Raw genomic sequence first — 19,686 nt, 5'->3', positions numbered from 1 at the left:
CCATCCCCGCCTCGCTGTATATGGGCGACCACCGCTGCTCCTCCGGCGGGGCCCCGCCGCCGGCGCCTTCCCCCGAGCGCCTGGCGTGCGACCTTGGCGCGATCTGCTGCCCGTCGTTCACGAATCCGACGGCGTGCCGCGCGGCATAGAAGGCGCGCGCGTCGCCGCGAGATCGGCGGCCAAGGCCTTCACGAGCTCGCCCCGGTTGAGGACGTCCTGCGCCTCGGCAAGCACGAGGTTCGCGTCCGCCTCCTTTCGCAGGACAAGCGTCGAGAGGCGATCGTCGATGGTGCCGGGCGTGACGAAGAACTCCACGAGCACGGGCTTGTCCTGCCCGATGCGATGCAGCCGGTCGACCGCCTGCCGGTGGGCGGCTGCCGTCCACGCGAGGTGGACGAACAGCACGTTTGCCGCACCCACGAAGTTGAGGCCCACGCCGCCGGCGTCGAGCTGGACGAGCAGCACCCGCGGCCCGCCGTCGCGGCCAAGCTCGCGGGCCAACCGCTCGCGGGCGCGCGGCGGCGTCGAGCCGTCGATCGTGCCGGCGAGGGGATGAAGCTCGCGCGCAAGCTCGCGCAGCGGCTCCAGGTACTGCGCGAACACGACCGCGTTCTCGCCCGCGTCGAGAAGCTCCCGCACGCGCGCCGCGACGAACGGGACGCGACGCAGCGCGAGGAACTGCCGAAGGCGGTGGAGATGCGCGAAGACCGCCGACTCGGTCGACGCCTTCGCGAGGCCTTCGGCGGCCTCGCGCGCGAGCCGGTCGTACTCGGCGGCCTCGGCCGGCAAGAGCACGTGGCGGTGGACCTGCACGGTCCGCGGCGGCAACTCGCGGAGGACCTCCTCCTTGCGCCGGCGCAGCAGCACGTCGCGCGTGGTCTCGGCCAAAAGCGCCGCCGTGGCCTCGCGCACCTTCGCGTGCCGCTGCCACAGCTGCCCGTCGGCAAGCCACGTCTTGCGGAAGTCCTCGGCCGAACCGAAGCGGTTCACGCCCACCTGCAGCAAGAGCTCGTAGTAGTCCTCGATGCCGTTTACCATGGGCGTGCCGGTGAGCAGGAGTCGGCGACGCTGGGGAAGCGAGGCGACCAGGCGCGCGCGCTGGGTCTCGGCGTTGCGGACGTAGTGGGCCTCGTCCAGGATGAGGACCGGGTACGCGTCGGCGCCGGCGCGCGAGGCGTCGAGCAGGCGCAGGCTGTCGTAGGTGGCAAGGAGGAACCGCGCCTCCGAGGGCCCCTCGACCTCGCGCCCGTGCCAGATGCGCGCCTTCTGGCCCGTGAACCGCTCGACCTCGAAGGCCCAGTTGTACAGCACGTTGGCCGGGCACACGACAAGCGCGCGATCGTTCGTGGCCACGACGGCGGCGATGGCCATGACGGTCTTTCCAAGGCCCATGTCGTCGGCCAGGATGCAGTTGTGGTTTCGTGAAACCACGAAACCTGCGCCTTCCCTCTGGTAGGATCGCAGCTTGCCAAGGAAGCCGGGGACCGACTCGGGGATCGGGGTCGCGGGAGGCGCGGCCGGCGGCGCGGGGAGGCTTCGGTGAAGCGCGAGGAGAAGATCGCGGGCGCGCCAGAGATCCTCGCCCGGGACGCCCCGGATGGCCTCGCTCACGCGGCGCTCGAGCGTGTCGGCGGGCGCCGTCTCGTTTGCCGGCGGCTCCGGCCGGCGGCGTCGCTTTTCGAGCGCGCGCTCCAACACCTCGACGTCGCGCCGCGCGCGCGGAGCGAACTCGGGGTTCGCGCGGGCAAAGGCGCGAAGCTCGTTCAAGCCCGTGGCGATGGCGTCGGCGCCGGTCTCGTCCGGCGGCGCGGTCCTGAGAAGCAGATCGGGATCGACCGGGCGCTGCTCCTCGTACCGCGGCGCGACGGCCTGCAGCCGGTCCAGCGGCGGCGCGCCTTCGCCCGGAACGAGCGTGGCGCCCGCGCGCCGGCAGGCGGAGACGAGCTGGGGAAGCGAGGCGAGCGGAACCCAGCGGACCGGGCGGAACAAACCCTTCTCGGTCTTGAGGGGAACGCCGAGCTTCGCGAGCATCGTCCACGTGGGCGCTTCGTTTTGCACCCAGTCGTCGAGCGCAAGAAGCAGGCGGTCGTTCTCGAGCCGGTAGGAGATGCGCACGGACGCGGCCAATGCGGACGAAGCAGAAAAACGCTGGGATGGGGGCCAAGGCACGGCCCCCCCGGCGGAGATCGGACGAGCTAGCCCTTCATGTGCTTGCTGTTGAGCACGCTTGTCATTTTGAGCATGTCAATGGGCTTGTCGCCAAGGACCGCCTTGAGCTTGGGGTCGGCGCTCGGGTTGATCGTCCGGCCGTCTTGGGCGCCCTTCGTCTTCTTGATGTAGGCCCAGATCTTCTTCGTGACCTCGGTGCGGGGCGCTTCGTTCTTTCCGACGATGGCGGCAAGCTCGGGGCTCAGCTTCACGGGCTTCATGAAGGCGCTGTTCGTTGGCAAGGCTTCACCACTGGATTTCCCCTTAGGCGAGGGGGATTTTGAAGGTTCCGCTTTGCGTTGTAGGGCGAAAACCCTATTATTTGTATCGCCAGATACGATCGATCTTGGTATTCTCACTCGGGCGGCCCGTTGTAGCCGGGGTAGTCCGAGCGGGTGTAGGTGCGCGGCTTTGCCTGCGTGGCGCCCCGGCGGCCAAAGCCGCCGCGGCCCGGTCCCCCGCTTCGCGGCGGCCCGCGGGAGGCCTCGCGGTGCTTGGGGAAGCAGGCGGCGCAGTACACGGGGCGGCCGGGCGTTGGCGCAAAGGGCACGCGGGCCTCCTTGCCGCAATCGCTACAAGTGACGGTCGTGGACGGTCGTTCGGCGGTGGATTCGCGTTCCATGGCGGCGGGGAACCCGCGGGGGGGCTTAACCTTTGGGGGACGCGGAAGCGCCGGACGGGCGGGATCGCGACCGTTTCGCGAGTTCGTTCACGTGGTCGAGAAGGACGCGGATGGGCGCGACGCCGCCCGTGTAGGGGAACGCCAAGCGGGTGAGCGCCGCAAGGTGAGGCTCGTCGGCCTCCTCCGGCAGGGGGCCGCTCTGAACGGGTTTTCCCTCGACGAACACCTTGGGAAAACGGGAGGGGAGCGCCGCCACCTCGTCCTCGGGTAGCGGGGTCGTGTAGCGGAGGACGAGGTTGCGGCCCACGTACCGCATCGAGTGGTAGTTCTCGTAGAACCCGAAAATCTCGTCGGCCGCCTCCTGGGCCGAGGTGCAGCGGCGGAAGAGCCGAAGGTCGACGCGCGAGATGAGCCCCTGCGGCACGAGCTCGTCCTCGAGGAAACGCTGGAAGCCCTTCCAGTAGGTGCTCGCCGGCGGCTCGACGAGCACGAGCGGAAGGATGGGGCTCCGTCCGGTCTGCAGGAGCGTCAGGACCTCGAAGGCCTCGTCCATCGTGCCAAAGCCGCCGGGGAAGAGGGCGACGGCCGACGCCTCGCGGACGAAGAAGAGCTTGCGGATGAAGAAGTACTTGAAGTGGATGAACTTCGGGTCGTCCTCGATGTGGACGTTCGGCTTGTTCTCGAAGGGAAGGTCGATGCCAAGGCCAAAGCTCCGCTCCCGCCCCGCGCCCTCGTTGCCGGCTGCCATGATCCCGGGGCCCGCGCCCGTGATGACCATCCAGCCGCGGTCGGCCATCGTCCGCGCGAAGTCGCGCGCGAGCACGTAGCGCGGATCGTCCTCGCCCACGCGGGCCGAGCCCCACATGGAGACCTTGCGCGTTCCGCGGTGGGCGTGGAACGTGCGGAAGGCGTGGCGCATCTCCTTGAGGGCGTTCGTCGCGATCTTGTGGTCGAGAAGGTCGCCGTCCTCCTGCGCCATCTTGAGCACGGCCGCCACCATCTCGAAGGTGAGGTTGGGGTAGGGCACGTCCCCGAACTCGCGGACGAGCTGCCGGATGAGCTCGTTGTGCCGCTCCTCGGCCATCTTGAGCATGGGGCGCTCCAACGCGGCTCCCGGTTATTAGGCTTCGGCTTGCGCCGATCCCCCCTCCAAAGAGCCATGAGGGGGAGCCGCCGTTCCCGTCCGATCGCCATGGCAAACGTTGCGAAGACCGAGGGCCTAAGCGTGGTGTGCTACGTGGACAACGTCGAGAAGACGCTGAACTTCTGGCAGGAGGCCTTCGGCGCCAAGATCGACAAGGGCATGACGATGAAGACGCCCGAAGGGGAGACCCTTCACGGGGGCGTTCGCTTCGGCGACACGTGGGTGATGTTCGGGCCCACGAACATGCCGCCGCCCGACCAGGACGAGCGCGCGTGGAAAGCGTGGATGGCAAAGCCCCGCTACAACGCGATCCAGCTCTACGTCAACGTCAAGAACGTGAAGAAGGCGTACGAGAAGGCGAAGGCCTACGGCGCGGAGATCGAGCAGGAGCTCCGCGACGAGTTCTGGGGCGACCGCACCTTCATCGCGCAGGACAACAACGGCATCGTGGTCGGCTTCGCGCAGACGGTGAAGAAGGTCACGCCGGCGCAGATGAAGAAGATGATGAAGGAGTTCGCGGAGCAGGCGTAGCGGCGCGGTCGCTCGGACGCCGAGAAAAAAGAAAAAGTTCTCCGGGGGCGGACGCGCCGTCCCCGGGCCTAGACCGCGGACCCGCTAGAAGCGGGGCGGGCGGTGCTTGGCGTAGCAATCCTGGCAGTACACCGGCCGGCCCTCGGTGGGCCGGAACGGCACCTGCGTGTCTTTCCCGCAATCCGCGCACTTGGCCGGATGCATCTCGCGGGGGCCCGACGAGCGGAATCCTCCGCCGCCGCCGCCGCCCCGTCTGTCTCCGTATCCCATGGGGTTTCCTTCTCACGCTTGGGAAGGAAGGAACGTCCTTGCCGACCGCAGCGCGCAAGAGCCCCACGACGCGCGGGTACATGAAGTCGACGGAACCCGACCTTTTTAAGCAGACGCGCTCCTGTGGCGGCCGGATGACCCCGCGCCGCGCCTTCTCCGTGGGCGTCTTTGCCCGCCAGGGGAGCGACATCCTGCTCATCTTCCACAACCGTCTTCGCCTGTGGCTGCCGGTGGGCGGCGAGATCGAGGCCAACGAGACGCCGCTTGAAGCTGCGCTCCGCGAGCTCAAGGAGGAGACGGGCCTCGTCGGGCGCCCGGTGGAAGGAAATCCACTTTCCATACCCGGTTCGCCCCCGGGCCTTCTCGGCTACGAGGAGCACGACGCGGGTCCCAAGGGCTTGCACATGAACTTCGACTTCCTCGTCGACGTGGATTCGCGCGAGATCGAGGGCGACGGGTCGTTCGCACGCCACGGTTGGTATTCCACGCCTCCGCCCGAGGCGCCGCCCAACGTGCACCGGTTCTTCGAGATCGTCCGCGCGTGGAAGCGCTGACGCCCGGCGCCCGGCCGCCGCGCTCGCCGGCGAGGTTCGCCCCAGGAAGTTGATCCGTCGATCGCAACGAATGCGCACGCATGGAGCCGTCCCTCCGCCTGCCCGTCCGCCCGGCCACGGGGCTGGCCTTCGTCGCGCTCGCGGGGCTGGGCGGCGTTTCCGTCCTGTTCCATCCGCTCCTGCCCGAGGCGCCGACGGAAGCCGCGCGCATCGTGGTCGAGCAACCGCGCTGGAACGAAGTGCACCTCGCCTTCCTCCTTGCGGCCGTCGCCGGAGCCGTCGGCGCGTGGGCGCTGCCCGGCGGCACGGTCGGCTTCTCCGCGGGCCGGGCGCTTGCGCTCGTCGGCTTTGCGGCCCTGTCCGTCACCATGCTCCTTGAGATCCTCGCGCTTGGCCCCACCGCGGCGCGCACGGTCGAAGGCGATGCGACCGCGGCGCGCACGTTTGCGAGCACGTTTGACGCCGCCGCGTTCCTCTTCCACGCCGGCGTCGCGCTTGCGCTCGCGGGCTTCTTCCCGCTCGCGTGGGCGGTCGCGCGGCGCCGCACGAGCGCGCCCGCGGGCCTTGGCCTCCTTGGCGTCTCGGCGATCCCGCTTGGCGTGCTCGCAAGCGTGGCCGCGATGGCCTTCCCCGCGCCCGAGACCATGATCGTGGGCTTGCCCGGCGTGGCCGTGCTGCTCGCGTGGCCGGGCGTGCTCGGGCTTTTCTTCCTGCGCGACGCGATCCGGGGCGCGAGGGCGGCGGGGGCACCCTCCGCCTAGCGTCCCGAGAAGTTGGGCTCGCGCTTCTCGGCGAAGGCCTTCCGCGCCTCCCGATTGTCCTCCGAGTCGCGAAGGGGGTCGGCGAGCGCCTGCTCGACGCGCAAGCCCTCGGCAAGGGTCGCGTCGAGACCGCGCCAGAGCGCCTCGCGCGCGGCGCGCACGGCCCGCGGCGCGCGGCTTGCGATCGTCTCGGCAAGCGCAAGCGCGGCGGGCAGAAGCTCCCGCGCGGGGACGACGCGGTTCACAAGACCGATCGCAAGGGCGCGCTGCGCGTCGATCGCGTTCGCCGAGAGGATCATCTCGAGCGCGTGCGCGGGCCCCACGACGCGGGCGAGGCGCTGCGTGCCGCCCTGGCCGGGCAGGATCCCCCACTTCGTCTCGGGAAGCGCGAAGGTCGCGTTGTCCGAGGCGTAGCGGAGGTCGCACGCGAGCGCAAGCTCGAGGCCGCCGCCCAGGCAATGCCCGTTCACGGCGGCGATCGTGGGCTTGCCCGGGTCGAGGTTGCGCGTGATGCCGCCGAGCCCCGGCTCGCGGTCCCACACCTCGCGCCGGCGCTCGGCGGGCACGCGCGCGTACCACTCGCCCATGCGCTTCAAGTCGGCGCCCGCGCAGAACGATTTCTCGCCCGCGCCCGTGAGGACGGCCACGCGCAGCCGATCGTCGTCGCGGAAGCGCGTCCACGCGGCAACGAGCGCGTCGTGCGTCTCGGGGTCGATCGCGTTCGCTGCTTCGGGCCGGTCGATCGTGAGGACGGCGACGTGGCCCTTCTCCTCGAAGCGGACGGGCATGCGCCTCCCAACCGGCTTTCCGGTTAAGCGGTTTGCGGGCCGCGCTGGCCATGTATACGTACGTATACGTATGTATACACGTCACGCGGGGAGGTTTTCGACGAACGCGAAGAGCTTCTCCCGCGGCACGGTCGCGCCCCAGCTGGCGAGGACGAGGTCGCGCGGCGTGGCGCCGTGCTTGGCGTTTGCCCATTGGCGCGCGGCGCCGGAGCGCTCGGAGGGCGCGGCCGACTCCCACGCGCCGGCCACGCCTGCCAACGCGAGCGCCTCCGGGCGCGCGTCGGCGGGTAGCGCAAAGAGACGGAGGTTTTCGGGCGCAAGGGCCTCGTTCAGCGCGGCGACGGCGTCGGGAAGCGGAAGCTCGCCCTCGCGGCCTTCGAGCCGGTTGGCAAGCCGCAGGATGCGGAGGACCGCGCGCGGGGCAAGCTCGCTTCCGTCGGTGCGGCCAAAGCGCACGATCGTGAAGTGGCCCTGTCGGCGCGCGAGCATGACGGTGTAGCCTTCGGATTCGCCGCCGTAGAGGCCGTCGGACTCGCCGACGGTGGCGCCGTTCCAGCCGCGGGCGAGCGCGTAGACGAGGGGGTGCGGGTCGACGCCGTTTTTGGAGAGCGCGTGGGCGAGCTCGACTTCCTTCCCGATCTGCGAGACGACCTCCGCGTCGAGCGCGCCGGCGTGCGCGGCGGCTACGCGTGGGGCTGCCAGTTCTTCGCGATCCACGCGATCACGTCGATGTTCTGCCGCAGGAGATGCGGCTTGGCGTTCTCGTTCCAGGAGTGGATGTTCGCCTCGTTGTCCATGCTGCCAAAGAGAAGCGCGACCATGGGCTTGCCCGTGGCGGTGGGGACGCCGGCAAAGAAGCTCGCGTCGGTGCCGCCGTACTCGCCGATGACGCGGGAGGGCTTGCCCGAGACGGCCTCGAAGGCGCGCTTCAGGAGCTGCACGTCCGCGTTGTCGGGGGGGACGAAGTAGCCGGGCCGCATGCCGTGGTCGGGGAGCTTGAGCGTGGCGCCGGGCGAGAGCTCGCGGATGGCCGCCTGCGCGTGTTTTTCGAAGAGGGCGAACTGGTGCTTGGGGTCCTCCTCGGGGATGGTGCGCATGTCGAAGCCGAGGTTGCCCGTTCCGGTTGCAAGGGGGTCGGCGCCAAAGAGCGCATCGAGGATGGGCGCGGCGTGGTGGACGGGGTTGTCGAAGCGGTGAGGGTATCCGCCGTGGCCGCCCTTGCCGTGGAGGAGGATCGTGCCCTCGACGACGCCGTTCTCCTTGGCGGGCTTCATCTCGACGCGCTTGGCAAGATCGGGCGGCAGCGCCGCGATGCGCCGCTGGACGACGGCGTAGCCTTCGGGCGTGGCGTCGAACTCGAGCGTCACGATCTCGGGGATCGTGTTGTAGGAGTCGGTCTCGGCGTGGATGCGCCGGACGCGGAAGCCCTTGCGTTCGGAGGCGGATTGCCAGTCGAGCTTCGTCACGGTGAAGCGTCCCGTGATCTTGGGGTCGGGCGCGCCTTCGTCGGGCCAGTCGCCGCTGTCGAGCTGGCTCTTGCGCGCCTGGGCCACGGCGCGGAACTCGAGGAGGCGCGAGAGGAGCTTGGGCAGGTTCGCGGCGGGCGCGGGGTTGGCGATCGAAAGGTCGACGAACGTGACGCCCGACGATCCGGCGAGCACGTTTGGGCTTGCGTCGGGCAGCATGGCAAGGTGCCCGTCGAGGATGGGCTTTTCGCCGCGCTTGCGCGAGATCGCGTCCTTGGCGAGGATGGCGCCAAGGCCGCCGGAGCCGCCGGTTTCCTCGTCGCAGGCGGCGATCATGCGCACGTTCACCTTGCGCGCGCCGGCTTCCCGAAGCTCGCGCAGCGCTTGGAGGGTGCAGAAGACGCCGCTTCCCTTGTCGTCGTTGCTGCCGCGGCCGTAGAACCGGTCGCCGGCCCAGGTGAGCTTGTGGGGCGGGTACTTCCAGAGGCGCGCCTGGGCCTCGGGCACGGGCACGCAATCGTAGTGGGCGAGGATGAGGAGACGCTCGGGCGCGCCGACGTCGTAGTCGACGATGACGGTGGGTCGCGAAGCGCCGTGGTGGTGCGGGAAGACGTTGTCGGGGTCCTTCGTGGGGTCGAAGATGCGGGCGGAGAAGCCCCAGGCTTGCGCCTGCGACTTCACGAGCTCGCAGGCTTCCTGGTAGTTCCGCTTCTCGACCCGGCCGGATTTCATGTCTTCGAGGTTCGTCGTGTCGAGCTCGACGAGCCGGCGGTAGAACGTCAGCGCCTCGTCGCCGCCCAAAAGCTCCACGACTTCCCGGGGCGGAACCGTCACGTCGTTTTCCCCTCGCAAGGGCGTCCCATGACAAAGGCAGGATATAAAAGCTACCGGGCGGCCAAAGCGGGAATTCCGAAGAGGCGTGGAAAGCAAGCGCGATGTAGCCGGCCGCCCTTTGGCGACGGAGCCCCGATGGACGCTCGAATCTCGAAGTCCGGCCGCGATTTCGTCATCGTCGCTCCCGGCCGCCGCGCGCGTCCGTCCGGGTCACCGGCCGACGCCTGCCCCTTCTGCCCCGGTCAGGAGCACCGCACGCCGCCCGAGACGTCGTCACGCGGCCCCCCCGGCCGAGCCCCCGGAAAGCCGGGCTGGCGGTCGCGGGCGTTCCCGAACGCCTTTCCGCTGTCGGCCGTGCACGAGGTCGTCGTCGAGTCGCCCGCCCACGCGGCGCCGCTTGAGTCGCTTTCGGTCGAGGCGCGGACGGAGGCGCTTGGCCTGTGGCGCGAGCGCGTGGCCGCGGCGGAGGCCCGCTCGGACGTGGCGTCGGTCGTGCTCTTCCGAAACGACGGGGGCGCGGCGGGCGCAAGCCAACCGCACCCGCATTCCCAGATCGTCGGATTGCCCTTCGTTCCGCCCCGCGTGGCCGACGAGGCCGCGTCGGATCGCTGCGCGATCGAGGAGGAGCTGTCGGCCGCGCGGGCCGACCTCGCGCGGGTGATCGAGGACGGCACGCTCGTCGCGTTCTGTCCCGCCGCCCCGCGCTTCCCGTTCGAGACCTGGATCGCCCCCGCGCGGCACGACGCTCGCTTCGCGCAAGCCTCCGACGACGATCTTGCCTCGCTCTCGCAAGCCTTGGGCCGGCTGCTCCCGCGGATCCGCGGCGCAAACGGGCGTCCGGACCTGAACCTCGTCCTGCACACGGCGCCGCAGCGCGACGCGGGCGCCTTCCACTGGCACGTGGAGATCCTGCCGGTGGGCGAGACGCTGGGCGGCCTCGAACGCGGCGCGGGCGCCTTCGTGAACCCCGTGGCGCCCGAGACGGCGGCGCGCGTCCTTCGCGGCGACTAGCCCCCGACCCGCTCCTTCCACCGCTCGACGAGCGTGTACTTGAGCTCCTCGAACTTGGCGCACTGGCGCTCGACGATGAGCTCCGCTTCGGCCGTCGTCATGTCCTTCGTCTCGATGGCGTAGCCGGCCGTGCGGCCGAAGTAGAGCGGGACGAGCGCGTCGAGGATGGCCGCGCGCGTGGCCGACCCTGACGGGGAGAGCTCCGCTTGCCCGTAGGCGACGGTCGTCTCGTAGAGGACGCGAACCCAAAGCTCGGCGGGGAAGACGAAGGGATCCGGGTGCGCGGCGGCCGATTCGACCCCTTGGAGGGTCTCCGGCGAGAGCGCGCGCTTCCAGACGGGCGCGGCCTTGGCGGCCCCCTCGCGGAAGCGGTCGACCATGGCCGGAACGCTCACCTCGACGGGAACGGGCGCGATCTCGCTCTTGAAGCCGAACATGGGCGTGGGCTGGCTTCCGCGCACGCTTGCCCACGCGTCCACGTTGTTGCGCGCAAGAGCGAGAAGCGTGCTCATGACCTGCGAGAACATGGGGCCGAGGTTCTTCGCCGGATCCTTTGCGTCGTGGACCTTCGCGCCGAGGAACCCTTGGCAGATGCGCCGCCCGGACACGAGCGCGGTCGTCGTCATCCAGATGTCGATGCCAAACCGGGCGACGTCCGTGTCCCAGACGTTCTGGTCCGCAAGGTGCGCGGCCATGGCGCCCGAGAGCCCAAAGTCGCCGCCGATGGGCTGTCGGACGCGCTTCCCGTAGAGGGCGCGCGTGAGCGGGTAGACGGCCATGTTCGTGATGGTGCCGTCGTACTTGTGCCGGGCGTAGCTTGGGCAGACGAAGTCGTAGTTCTTGAGGAGGACGGGGCCGGCGAGCATCTCGATCCATTCGGGCGTGATGCTGCGAAGGTCGCTGTCGACCATGACGCAGGCCTTCACGCCAAGGCGGCGCGCGGCCTCGAAGATGGCGCGGAAGGCGCTGCCTTTCCCGGGGATTCCCTCGTAGGCGCCGGAGACGACGGCGCAGGGGCGCACGGGGTGGCGGATGAGCAGGCTGTCGATGTTCGAGTACACGCTCGTCTCGCGCACGACGCGCCGCGTGTCGTCCTCGCTGCGGCCGTCGCTGTTGAGGATGACGGCGCGCTCCTGCGGGAAGTACTTCGCGAGGCCGTACTGGACGGCGCGGACGACGTGCCCCACGGTGCGCGCGTTGTTGAAGCTCGGGATCCCGACGAGCACGTCGGCCGAGCCGATCTCCTCGAGCCGCGTCTCGGCCTCGGAGTCGAGAAGAGGAACCGTCGGCATGTTCGAACGTGCGATGGACTGAATCGATAAATAACATGAGGGCCCATGGTGCCGTCGATGGATTTCTATCAGAACCAGGTGACGACGGTCCACGACCTTCGCGTGGACCCCTCCCGCATGGCGCGCCGCGTGGAGGAGCTCACGCAGGCGAGGCCGGCCTGCGTGCTCATCCCGATGGTGTACGCGGAGATGGGTCGCCCCGCCCTGGAGCGGATCCGGACGGGCCTTGCGCGGTGCGGCTTCCTCAACGAGGTCGTGGTCTCGCTCACGGCCGAGAACGAGAAACAGCACCGCGAGGTCACGCGCTTCTTCGCCGAGCTTCCCGTCCCCGTCACGGTCGCCTGGTGCGAGAGCCCCACGATCCGCGAGAAGTTCGCGGAGCTTCGGCAGAAGGGCATCTACCTCGAGGGCCTCTCGGGCAAGGGGCTTGCCGTCTGGCTCGGCTTTGGCCTTGCCTCCGAGGGCAACTACGCCATCCTCTGCCACGACGCGGACATCGAGACGTACGATCCCTCGCTTCCCGCCTCGCTGCTGCTGCCGATCGTCGATCCCGACCTCGACTTCTTCTTCTCGAAAGGGTACTACGCGCGCCTCTCGGACTCGCGCATGTACGGGCGGGTCGTGCGCCTCTTCGTGTGGCCGTTCCTCGACTCGCTTGCCAACGTGCTTGGCGCAAGAAGCCCGTACTTGCGGTACCTGCGCGCGTTCCGCTACCCCTTGTCGGGCGAGTTCGCCCTGACGAGCGACCTCGCACGGAACCTCCGCGTTCCGACGGACTGGGGGCTCGAGCTTGGCGTGCTCGCCGAGGTGTACCGCAACACGGCGCAGAAGCGCATCTGCCAGGTGGACCTTGGCGTGTACAGCCACAAGCACAAGGACGTGGGGCGCAACGCCGACGAAGGCCTGCAACGCATGGTCCGCGACCTTGCCGTCACGGTCCTGCGCTCGCTCACGGAGAACGAGGCGACCACGCTGTCGGAGGCCTCGCTCCTGGCGCTTCGCGTCGTGTACCGGCGCACGGCCCAGGACTACGTGCGCCGCTACTTCGTCGACGCCGAGTACAACGGTCTTGCCTACGACCGCCACGACGAGGAGTCCACGATCGAGGCGTTCGTGCACGCGCTCGAGCGCGCCGAGGCCGACTACCTGCAGGCGCCAAGCGCCGCGCTCATCCCCGACTGGCTGCGGATCCTCTCGGCCGAGGAGCGCCTTCCCGCCACGCTCAAGGAGGCGAGCCTGTGGTCGGACGCAGGCTCGCTCGAGATCGGGCGTCGGCCATGACGCTGAAGGCCGTCTTCGTCGACATGGACAACACGCTTCTCGTCGGCCGCACCGTGCTCGCCATCGCGCGCGAAACCGGTCTTGGCGAGGAGCGGATGCGCGCGGAGCTTGCCTCGCGGGGGCGCGAAGACCGCTGCCGATTCGTGGCCTCGCTCCTTCGCGGGTGGCCGGTCGCACGCGTCGCGGCGTGCGCGACCGGGTTTCCCTTCGATCCGGGCGCGCGGGCCTTCGTCGAGCTGCTCTCGCCCCGGCTGGCGCTGTACGTCGTGAGCGATTCTTTCTCGCAGGCGGTGCGGGCCGTGAGCCAGGCGCTTTCGATCCCGCGCTGGATCGCAAACCCGCTTGAGGAGCGGGGGGGCGCGTGCACGGGCCGCGTGCTCGACTGGCGCGCGGAGTCGGGCGTGGAAGCGCAAAGCCCCGTCGTGCACAAGCGCGAGGCGCTGCTGTCGGTCGCGCGGACGCTTGGCTTGCGCCCGGAGCAGTTTGCCGTCGTGGGCGATGGCGTTCCCGACGCGGAGGCCATGGAGGTGGCCGGGCTTGGCGTCGCCATCCGCCCGATGGACGGCGTGGCCGAGCGGGCGGACCTCATCGTTTCGGATCTCGAGGAGGCCGCGCGCGCGATCCTCAAATCGGCAAGCTAGGCCCCGCCGGGGCCGCGCCTTCCTTCCAGTCCTTCTTGGCGAGCTCCCCCTTGAGGTTCGCGAGGACCTGCGCGATCGCCTCGGCCACGATGCGGTTGACCTCGGGGCTCTTCAGGGTATCGGCCACAATCGTCGTGAGCGCGTCGGCGGTGCGCTCCACGAGGTTGGCCGAGGGCGCAAAGCGCGCGAGGGGACGGAGCACCGCCGTCCGCTCCAGGGAGTCGAGGACGACTTTCCGCACGTCCTCGCGGCGGGTCTCGAGCGCCCGCCCGATCGCCTCGGGATACCGGGCCTCGACGACGTTCCTCTCCATCTGGGCGATGAGCTGCAGGGCCACGCGGTCGGTGATCTCCTCGACGAGCGCGGCGCGGTATTTGCGGAAGATCCGCTGGGCGGCCTTCTCGCCGGCGATCGCGTTGTACGCACGCGCGGCGCGCGAGAGTACCGCCACGATGCGCGCGATCCGGACGAGGCGGAAGGCGCGAAGGAGCGCAAGCTGCGGCAGCGTCTGGAGGGCCTCGAACAGGAGGAGGGGGAACAGACCGAGGACGTCGAACCAGTTGCGGGCCACGAAGCGGAGCTTGCGCGCCTCCGACGCCATGCGCCAGACGAACTCGGCCGCAAACACGATCACGATCGCAAGGTCCACGAAGACGACGGTCGCGTGGTGCTGCGGCGGGACGAAGCCGAGTTCGTCGACGACAAGGAGAGCGACGCTTGCGACGGCCAAGAGGAAGAGCACGACGTCGCGCACGGCAAGGCCGGCAAGCTCGCGGACCTCGCGTTCCTTCTCCTCGGTGTCCACCGCGCGCGCGAAGGCGCTTTCGATCTCGATCTCCCGGTCTGCGATCGCCATCGGCGGGGCAAGGGCACGCCAAGACTTAAGCGAGGCGTCGCGCTTGGCGTCGCCATGCCCGATCCGCGTCGGCTCCGGGTCACGTTGAAGGACGTGGAGGAGGCCCGCGACCGAGTCGAGGGGGTGGCCTTCCGCACGCCGCTTCTTCCCTTCGCCGCTGCGGAGGGCGTGCATCTCAAATTGGAGTCGCTCCAGCGCCTGGGTAGCTTCAAGATCCGCGGCGCGTGGAACCGCATGTCGCGCGGGACGGACCGGGAACGCGAGCGCGGGTTCCTCACGACAAGCGCCGGCAACCACGGGCAGGCGGTCGCGTGGGCCGCCCGCCGCCTGGGAGGCTCGTGCACGGTGTACGTTCCCGAGGGCGCCGTGGCGCGCAAGGTCTCCGCAATGGAGGCCATGGGCGCACGCGTGATCCCCCTGCCGCACCGCGAGATCATGGAGATCATGACCGACGACCGGCTGGAGCGGCCCGACGGCCCGACCTACGTCCACCCGTTTGGCGACCCCTTCGTCGTGGCGGGCGCCGGCACCGTGGGGCTCGAGATCCACGAAGACCTGCCGGAGGCGGCGACCGTGCTCGTCCCGGTGGGCGGGGGCGGCCTATCGCTGGGCATCGCCCGGGCCCTGCGCGAGCTTGCTCCGCGGGCGCGCGTGTACGGCGTGCAGGCGGAGGGAGCGGCGCCGCTTGCCGCCTCGTTCGCCTCCGGCAAGGCCGAGCGGCTCCACGCCGCGAAGACCGTCGCGGACGGCATCGCGGCCAGCTACGTGTTCGACTACATGTGGCCGCTTCTCTCCGAGTCCCTCGCCGGCTGCCTTGCCGTGTCGGACGCGCAGATCCTCGACGCCATGCGGAACGTCGTGCGCGACGCGCGCGCCGTGTGCGAGCCGGCGGGGGCGGCGTCGGTCGCGGCCGCGCTTGCCAACCCGCAGCTGCCCCGTCCCGTCGTCTGCGTGGTGTCCGGCGGAAACGCGGATCCGGCGCTTCTTCGGGAGGTCGTGGCGTGAAGGATTTCGTGGACCTTCGGTCGGACACGGTGACGACGCCCTCGCGCGCCATGCGCGAAGCCATGCGCGACGCGGCCGTCGGAAACGCCGCGTGGGGCGAGGATCCGACCGTGCGCCGGCTCGAGGAGGAGTCCGCCGCGGCGGTGGGCATGGAGGCTGCGCTGTTTGTTCCAAGCGGCACGATGGCAAACCAGGTCGCCTGCCGCGTGTGGACGAGCCGCCGCATGAACCCCGAGGTCATCCTCGAGGCGAAAAGCCACATCTACCTCAACGAGTCGGCGGGCCTTGCCGTCGTCTCGGGCGCGCAGGCCGTGCCGATCCCCGGATCGCGCGGCGCCATGGACCCTGCCGCGGTGGAGGCCGCGATCCGCACGGACTACTACCTCAAGCCCATGACCGCGCTCGTGTGCGTGGAGAACACGCACAACTACGCCGGCGGCGCCGTGGTCCCGATCACGAACCTCCGCGCGGTCCGCGACGTCGCGCAGCGGCACGGGCTTCCCGTCCATCTCGACGGTGCGCGGCTGTTCAACGCGGCCGCGGCGCTTGGCGTCGATCCCGCGCGCATCGCCGAGCACGCCGACAGTCTCATGTTCTGCTTCAGCAAGGGCCTGGGCGCGCCCGTGGGAAGCGTCGTGTGCGGAAGCGCCGAGTTCGTCCGGGAGGCCGAGCGTGCGCGCGCGCTTCTGGGCGGAGCCATGCGGCAGGCGGGCGTGATCGCCGCGCCGGCGCTCCTTGCGCTTCGGGAAGGGCCGCGGCGCCTTCGCGAGGACCACGAGAACGCGCGACGCCTTGCGGAGGGGCTTGCGCGCATCGACGGGCTTGCCCTCGACCCGCAGGCGGTGGAGACGAACATCGTCCTCTTCGACGTCTCCGCCTTGGGCATGTCGGCGAAGGCGTTCTGCGAGCGCATGCGGGCCGCCGGCGCGGGCTACAGCGTCACGGGGCCCAGCCAGGCGCGCGCGGTGACGCACGTGGACGTCGACCGGTCCGACGTGGAGGCGGCCATCGCCCTCACGGCCGAGACGGTCGCGGCGATCCGAAAATCGACCTAGGCTTTCTTCTTGCCCTTGCCCGATGCCGTGGTGGCGGAGGCGGCGGGCGCGGCGCCGCCAGCCTGCGCTGCCGTCTTGAGCTCGACGAGGTTCCCGATCGCCGTGCCGGGCAAACCTTTCGTGAAGCGCGCGAGCACGCGCTTTTGCCCGTGCGGGCCCATGATCTTGCCGTGCAGCGAGCGGCCCGTCGGAGTGCGCCACGTGACGCGGGCGCCCACGAGCTGCTCCACGCCCGCGGCGTCGCCGACGTCGAGGATGGCAAAGTGGTTCTCCTTGCGCTCGTCGCGGCCGCGGAAGCCGGTGATGCGGGCCATGGGGATCAAGCGGGGATGCGCGGGGGGTAGATAGCGTTTGCGGGAGCGCCTCCGGGCGCTTACGTGGCCGCGAATTCGGGCGGCGGGGTCGCCTGCCCGTCGCCGTTACCGCCCCAGCAGTGCACACGACCGGTTCGCGCAAGCACGCAGGCGTGGTCCTCGCCGGTCGAAAGCCTGACCGCATCCCCGCCGCCGTAGCCTTGCACGAGCCACGGATGCCCCCAGCAGCGCACGTTTCCGTCGACGCCAAGCGCGCACGTGTGCGCGCCGCCGGCGGCCACGGCGACCGTGGTGGGCGCGGAATCGCCCTGCGTGTTGCCCCACGCGTCGGAGCCCCAGCACGCCACGGCGCCGGTCGTGAGCCTCGCGCAGGCGTGCCAGGAGCCCGCGCTCACCTGCGTGGCGGCGCCGGGCAGGGGCACGCGGCTGCCGTGCCAGGCGGTCCCGCCGAGGATGCCCCAGCAGCGAACCGAGCCGTCGGAGGAAAGCCAGCACACGTGGTTGACGCCGGCGTCCAGCTGGACTGCCTCCTGCGAGTTGGGCAGGTCATAGGCCTGGCCGGCCACGTCCCAGCACCGAACGAGGGCCGAAAGAAGCACGCAGACGAAGCCTCCCATCCACCCGTTCCATGCCGTGTACGATCCGAGCGCGACCTGGCGCGCGGGCTCGGGTCGCAGGCCTTCCCCGAACGTCCGGTGCTGGTGCCAGGCGCCCTGTTGCCGCCCCCAGCAGAGCACGTCGCCGCCGCGCTGGAGCGCGCACGAGAAGCCCGCGCCCGCGCTCACCTGCACGGCGTCGCCGCCTCCGTACGACCCAGCCTGGCCCCAGTTGTTCCGTCCCCAGCATCGGGCGTTCCCGTCCGCAAGAAGCGCGCACGTGTGTCCGGCGCCCGCGTCGAGATCGACCACCCAAGGCACGCCCTGGCTTGCCGTCGTCTCGGCAAGCGCCGGGACCCAAGCGGTCGAAAGGCAAGCCGCCGCCGCGAGGACCACCCATCGGAAAGGCACGGTTCGCGCGAGGGATCGCCACGCCAAGAACTCGCTGACCGCCGGCCGAATCCGATGGCCACAGGTGCGCACCCCGCGGCCGCCCACCGGCGCCGACGCAGGGCGTCACGGCAATCTATATCAACCGGCGAAGGCGCGTTTGGTCCGGGAGAGCGTCGATGGGCAAGGGACGTTCCATGTCGCTTGCGGCGTGGGTCTGCGTCGCTGCCGTGCTTTGCGGTCCGGCGGGGGCCCTCTCGGTCCACTACGAGGTCTCCGGCGGCGCGGCCGCCGTGCGCGCCGTGGAGGGAGAGGACGAAGTCGCGTTGTCGCTCGCGAGGCCGCGGCCGGCCGCCGACGAGCCGGCCCCACCCGATGCCCCGAGCCTCGCGCACGAGTGGGAACGCCGCGAGCCGGCGCCTGGGAGCTTCGCGCACGATTCCGCCGCAAAGGCCGCCGCCGTCGCCTCGGACGCCTCCAGGACCGCGTCGTGGTACGTTCCCATCGCCGGCTGGATCGTTCTTGGCGTTGCAAACCAGGACAAGACCTCAGGACACCAGAACCGCGTCACCATGGACGGCCCGTACGGCGAGTGGAGCCCGGACGCCTACGCGCGGGACGTGCTCCAGCAGCAGCTGTACGAGGCGTTCGCGCAAGGGACGCTGCCGCTTCTGGCCTCCGCGTTTGGCCTCGTGGACGCGCTCGTTCGTGAAACGGCTTCCGCTGCTCGCCCGTTGGCGGCGCGCCTCGACGCCGTGCACGTCCCCGCGGGCCGCGTCGAGGCCGAGACGCCGCGCGCCAACCTGTCTCCGGCCGGCGAAGCCGCGCGCGTTCTCGATCGCGCCGCCGAAGGCCTCCCGACCTTCCGCGGGTCCGCCGACGCGGATTCCTTGCTGCACGCGCCGGAAAGCTCCCGGTTGCCCGCCAGCGCGCCTTCGTCTCCAGCGCTTCTCCTTGCATCGCACTCGAATCCCGCGGGCTCCTTCGTCGCTGCCGCGCAAACGGCGACCCCCGTTGCCACCGACGCCGCGTCGAGCCTGGGCGCGCCGTCTGCAGCGGCTTCCTCCGTCGAGCGCCTGGCGACCTCGGGCGCCCACGGCCGGCTGCCCGCGACGGAGGATCGCTTCCCGCTCCTTTCGGGCGCGGCGGCGGCCGCGCTGGCCTCGCTGGCGGCTCTTGCGGCCCTCTACCATCGCCTCCGGCGACCCGAGCTTCTCGAACAGGCTTCGCGCGAGGCGATCCTCGCGCACGTCCGCTTGAACCCGGCGTGCACGGCGACCGACGTGGCGCGCGCGCTTGCCATGGACCGCAGCACGGTGCGCCACCATCTGCGCGTGCTCTCCCAGCACGGCTTCCTGCGCGCGCGGTCCGAAGGCCGCTCGACGTATTACCTCGTGAACGACGGGCTCGTGGGGCCGAGCGAGGCCCGCCGGATCCTTGCCGCGGAAAGCGGCGAAGCCAACGTTCGCTTCCTCGAGGCCGTGGCCGCCTTGCCGGGCCTTTGCCAGCGGGACGCCGCCGCGCGACTGGCCCTTGCGCCCTCGACCGTCTCCGAGCGGGTGCGGCGCCTGGAGGCGCGCGGGTGGATCGACCGACGCTTTGGCGCGTTGCGGGTCACGGAGGAGGGCTCGCGCCTGCTGGCGGCCCTCGGGCGGCAAGCTTGACGCGCCGACCGGGCCTCCCGGGTCAGACGGACGCCGCGATCGGCACGTCGACGGCTCGACCTGCAACCGATCCGTGAACGCGCGCCTGGACGCTCGCATCGACGTGCGGCCCGGCGGGCACTCCCAGCCCATCGGGCAGAAGCGTGAGAGGCCCCACCCGAACCGGCGGCACGGTGTCGCGCTCCTCGAGGCGCGCATCGACGTTGGCCGCGGCGGGGCCCGCACGGGAGGAGAGCTCCGAGCCGGCAACGACCACTGGGTCGGTGGGGTTCACGCGCGCAAGCTCGCGCTCGTCGAGGACCCGCCAATCGTGCGCGCAAGCCGGCTCCACGGCGTCACAAGCCGAAGGAACGGTCGCCCCGGGCGTGCCCACGTCGAAGGGGTCGACGATCGGCGTGTCCGC

Annotated in this window: 21 protein-coding genes and 1 pseudogene; 9 read left to right on the top strand and 13 right to left on the bottom strand. The window is 70.6% G+C overall.

The window, feature by feature from the left end; genetic code table 11:
- Nucleotides 1-117: 117 nt before the first annotated feature.
- The 4 genes and pseudogenes from VM681_04440 to VM681_04425 form a co-directional block, all read right to left on the bottom strand.
- Nucleotides 118-2,115, bottom strand: coding sequence for a DEAD/DEAH box helicase (locus VM681_04440; protein ID HVL87245.1), 1,998 nt, complete (start codon nt 2,113-2,115; stop codon nt 118-120).
- A gap of 80 nt (nt 2,116-2,195) precedes the next feature.
- Entirely contained in the window at nt 2,196-2,429 is a 234-nt protein-coding gene (locus VM681_04435) for an SWIB/MDM2 domain-containing protein (protein HVL87244.1), read from the bottom strand.
- A 263-nt stretch (nt 2,430-2,692) separates the two neighbouring features.
- Nucleotides 2,693-2,830 (bottom strand): annotated as a pseudogene (locus VM681_04430) (CxxC-x17-CxxC domain-containing protein).
- Nucleotides 2,831-2,855: 25 nt separating this feature from the next.
- Nucleotides 2,856-3,923, bottom strand: coding sequence for an LOG family protein (locus VM681_04425; protein ID HVL87243.1), 1,068 nt, complete (start codon nt 3,921-3,923; stop codon nt 2,856-2,858).
- A 99-nt stretch (nt 3,924-4,022) separates the two neighbouring features.
- Between VM681_04425 and VM681_04420 the strand changes: the two genes are divergently transcribed.
- Nucleotides 4,023-4,505, top strand: coding sequence for a VOC family protein (locus tag VM681_04420; protein HVL87242.1), 483 nt, complete (start codon nt 4,023-4,025; stop codon nt 4,503-4,505).
- Between the two features lie 84 nt (nt 4,506-4,589).
- On the opposite strand, the gene VM681_04415 is transcribed toward VM681_04420, so the two are convergent.
- Nucleotides 4,590-4,775: a CxxC-x17-CxxC domain-containing protein gene (locus VM681_04415; GenBank protein HVL87241.1), complete on the bottom strand. Its 186-nt coding sequence runs from the start codon at nt 4,773-4,775 to the stop codon at nt 4,590-4,592.
- Nucleotides 4,776-4,909: 134 nt separating this feature from the next.
- Between VM681_04415 and VM681_04410 the strand changes: the two genes are divergently transcribed.
- Together VM681_04410 and VM681_04405 are read left to right on the top strand one after the other, a co-directional pair.
- On the top strand, nt 4,910-5,329 hold the full coding sequence (locus VM681_04410; protein HVL87240.1) for an NUDIX domain-containing protein: 420 nt from the start codon (nt 4,910-4,912) through the stop codon (nt 5,327-5,329).
- Nucleotides 5,330-5,409: 80 nt separating this feature from the next.
- Nucleotides 5,410-6,090 (top strand): hypothetical protein, encoded by a 681-nt coding sequence (locus tag VM681_04405; protein ID HVL87239.1) that lies wholly within the window; start codon nt 5,410-5,412, stop codon nt 6,088-6,090.
- Here the strand turns inward: VM681_04405 and VM681_04400 are convergent.
- From VM681_04400 to VM681_04390, 3 genes are all read right to left on the bottom strand, one after another.
- Nucleotides 6,087-6,878: an enoyl-CoA hydratase-related protein gene (locus tag VM681_04400; protein ID HVL87238.1), complete on the bottom strand. Its 792-nt coding sequence runs from the start codon at nt 6,876-6,878 to the stop codon at nt 6,087-6,089. The genes VM681_04405 and VM681_04400 overlap by 4 nt on opposite strands.
- A gap of 81 nt (nt 6,879-6,959) precedes the next feature.
- Nucleotides 6,960-7,595 carry a hypothetical protein gene (locus VM681_04395; GenBank protein ID HVL87237.1) on the bottom strand — a complete coding sequence of 212 codons (636 nt, stop codon included), beginning with the start codon at nt 7,593-7,595 and terminating at the stop codon, nt 6,960-6,962.
- On the bottom strand, nt 7,562-9,196 hold the full coding sequence (locus VM681_04390; protein HVL87236.1) for a M20/M25/M40 family metallo-hydrolase: 1,635 nt from the start codon (nt 9,194-9,196) through the stop codon (nt 7,562-7,564). The genes VM681_04395 and VM681_04390 overlap by 34 nt, the downstream gene beginning before the upstream one ends.
- A gap of 117 nt (nt 9,197-9,313) precedes the next feature.
- Here VM681_04390 and VM681_04385 point away from each other — a divergent pair, with 117 nt between their 5' ends.
- Nucleotides 9,314-10,189 carry a hypothetical protein gene (locus VM681_04385; GenBank protein ID HVL87235.1) on the top strand — a complete coding sequence of 292 codons (876 nt, stop codon included), beginning with the start codon at nt 9,314-9,316 and terminating at the stop codon, nt 10,187-10,189.
- Here VM681_04385 and VM681_04380 read toward each other — a convergent pair.
- The gene (locus VM681_04380) at nt 10,186-11,481 is read right to left on the bottom strand and encodes a glycosyl transferase family 2 (GenBank protein HVL87234.1); all 1,296 of its coding nucleotides are present in this window, start codon (nt 11,479-11,481) and stop codon (nt 10,186-10,188) included. The two genes, VM681_04385 and VM681_04380, sit on opposite strands and share 4 nt — an antisense overlap.
- 45 nt (nt 11,482-11,526) lie before the next feature.
- On the opposite strand from VM681_04380, the gene VM681_04375 reads away from it, so the two are divergent.
- Together VM681_04375 and VM681_04370 are read left to right on the top strand one after the other, a co-directional pair.
- Nucleotides 11,527-12,762 carry a glucosyl-3-phosphoglycerate synthase gene (locus VM681_04375; GenBank protein ID HVL87233.1) on the top strand — a complete coding sequence of 412 codons (1,236 nt, stop codon included), beginning with the start codon at nt 11,527-11,529 and terminating at the stop codon, nt 12,760-12,762.
- Nucleotides 12,759-13,403 carry a haloacid dehalogenase-like hydrolase gene (locus tag VM681_04370; protein HVL87232.1) on the top strand — a complete coding sequence of 215 codons (645 nt, stop codon included), beginning with the start codon at nt 12,759-12,761 and terminating at the stop codon, nt 13,401-13,403. Before VM681_04375 ends, VM681_04370 begins: the two co-directional genes overlap by 4 nt.
- Here the strand turns inward: VM681_04370 and VM681_04365 are convergent.
- A complete protein-coding gene (locus tag VM681_04365) occupies nt 13,387-14,259 on the bottom strand; it encodes an ion transporter (protein ID HVL87231.1) in 873 nt (290 codons plus the stop codon). The two genes, VM681_04370 and VM681_04365, sit on opposite strands and share 17 nt — an antisense overlap.
- 54 nt (nt 14,260-14,313) lie before the next feature.
- On the opposite strand from VM681_04365, the gene VM681_04360 reads away from it, so the two are divergent.
- Nucleotides 14,314-15,264 (top strand): threonine/serine dehydratase, encoded by a 951-nt coding sequence (locus tag VM681_04360; GenBank protein HVL87230.1) that lies wholly within the window; start codon nt 14,314-14,316, stop codon nt 15,262-15,264.
- Nucleotides 15,261-16,319: a GntG family PLP-dependent aldolase gene (locus VM681_04355; GenBank protein HVL87229.1), complete on the top strand. Its 1,059-nt coding sequence runs from the start codon at nt 15,261-15,263 to the stop codon at nt 16,317-16,319. Before VM681_04360 ends, VM681_04355 begins: the two co-directional genes overlap by 4 nt.
- On the opposite strand, the gene VM681_04350 is transcribed toward VM681_04355, so the two are convergent.
- The gene (locus VM681_04350; protein HVL87228.1) at nt 16,316-16,633 is read right to left on the bottom strand and encodes a 50S ribosomal protein L35ae; all 318 of its coding nucleotides are present in this window, start codon (nt 16,631-16,633) and stop codon (nt 16,316-16,318) included. The two genes, VM681_04355 and VM681_04350, sit on opposite strands and share 4 nt — an antisense overlap.
- 59 nt (nt 16,634-16,692) lie before the next feature.
- The gene (locus VM681_04345) at nt 16,693-17,640 is read right to left on the bottom strand and encodes a hypothetical protein (GenBank protein ID HVL87227.1); all 948 of its coding nucleotides are present in this window, start codon (nt 17,638-17,640) and stop codon (nt 16,693-16,695) included.
- Nucleotides 17,641-17,798: 158 nt separating this feature from the next.
- On the opposite strand from VM681_04345, the gene VM681_04340 reads away from it, so the two are divergent.
- Nucleotides 17,799-19,283 (top strand): MarR family transcriptional regulator, encoded by a 1,485-nt coding sequence (locus VM681_04340; protein HVL87226.1) that lies wholly within the window; start codon nt 17,799-17,801, stop codon nt 19,281-19,283.
- Between the two features lie 22 nt (nt 19,284-19,305).
- Here the strand turns inward: VM681_04340 and VM681_04335 are convergent.
- A partial coding sequence (locus tag VM681_04335) for a hypothetical protein (GenBank protein HVL87225.1) occupies nt 19,306-19,686 on the bottom strand: 381 nt, incomplete at its 5' end.

It is taken from the genome of Candidatus Thermoplasmatota archaeon (assembly GCA_035541015.1).
GTDB lineage: Archaea > Thermoplasmatota > SW-10-69-26 > JACQPN01 > JAIVGT01 > DATLFM01.
Note: the sequence above shows the minus strand (reverse complement) of the source record. Positions and strands in the feature narration are given on the sequence as shown.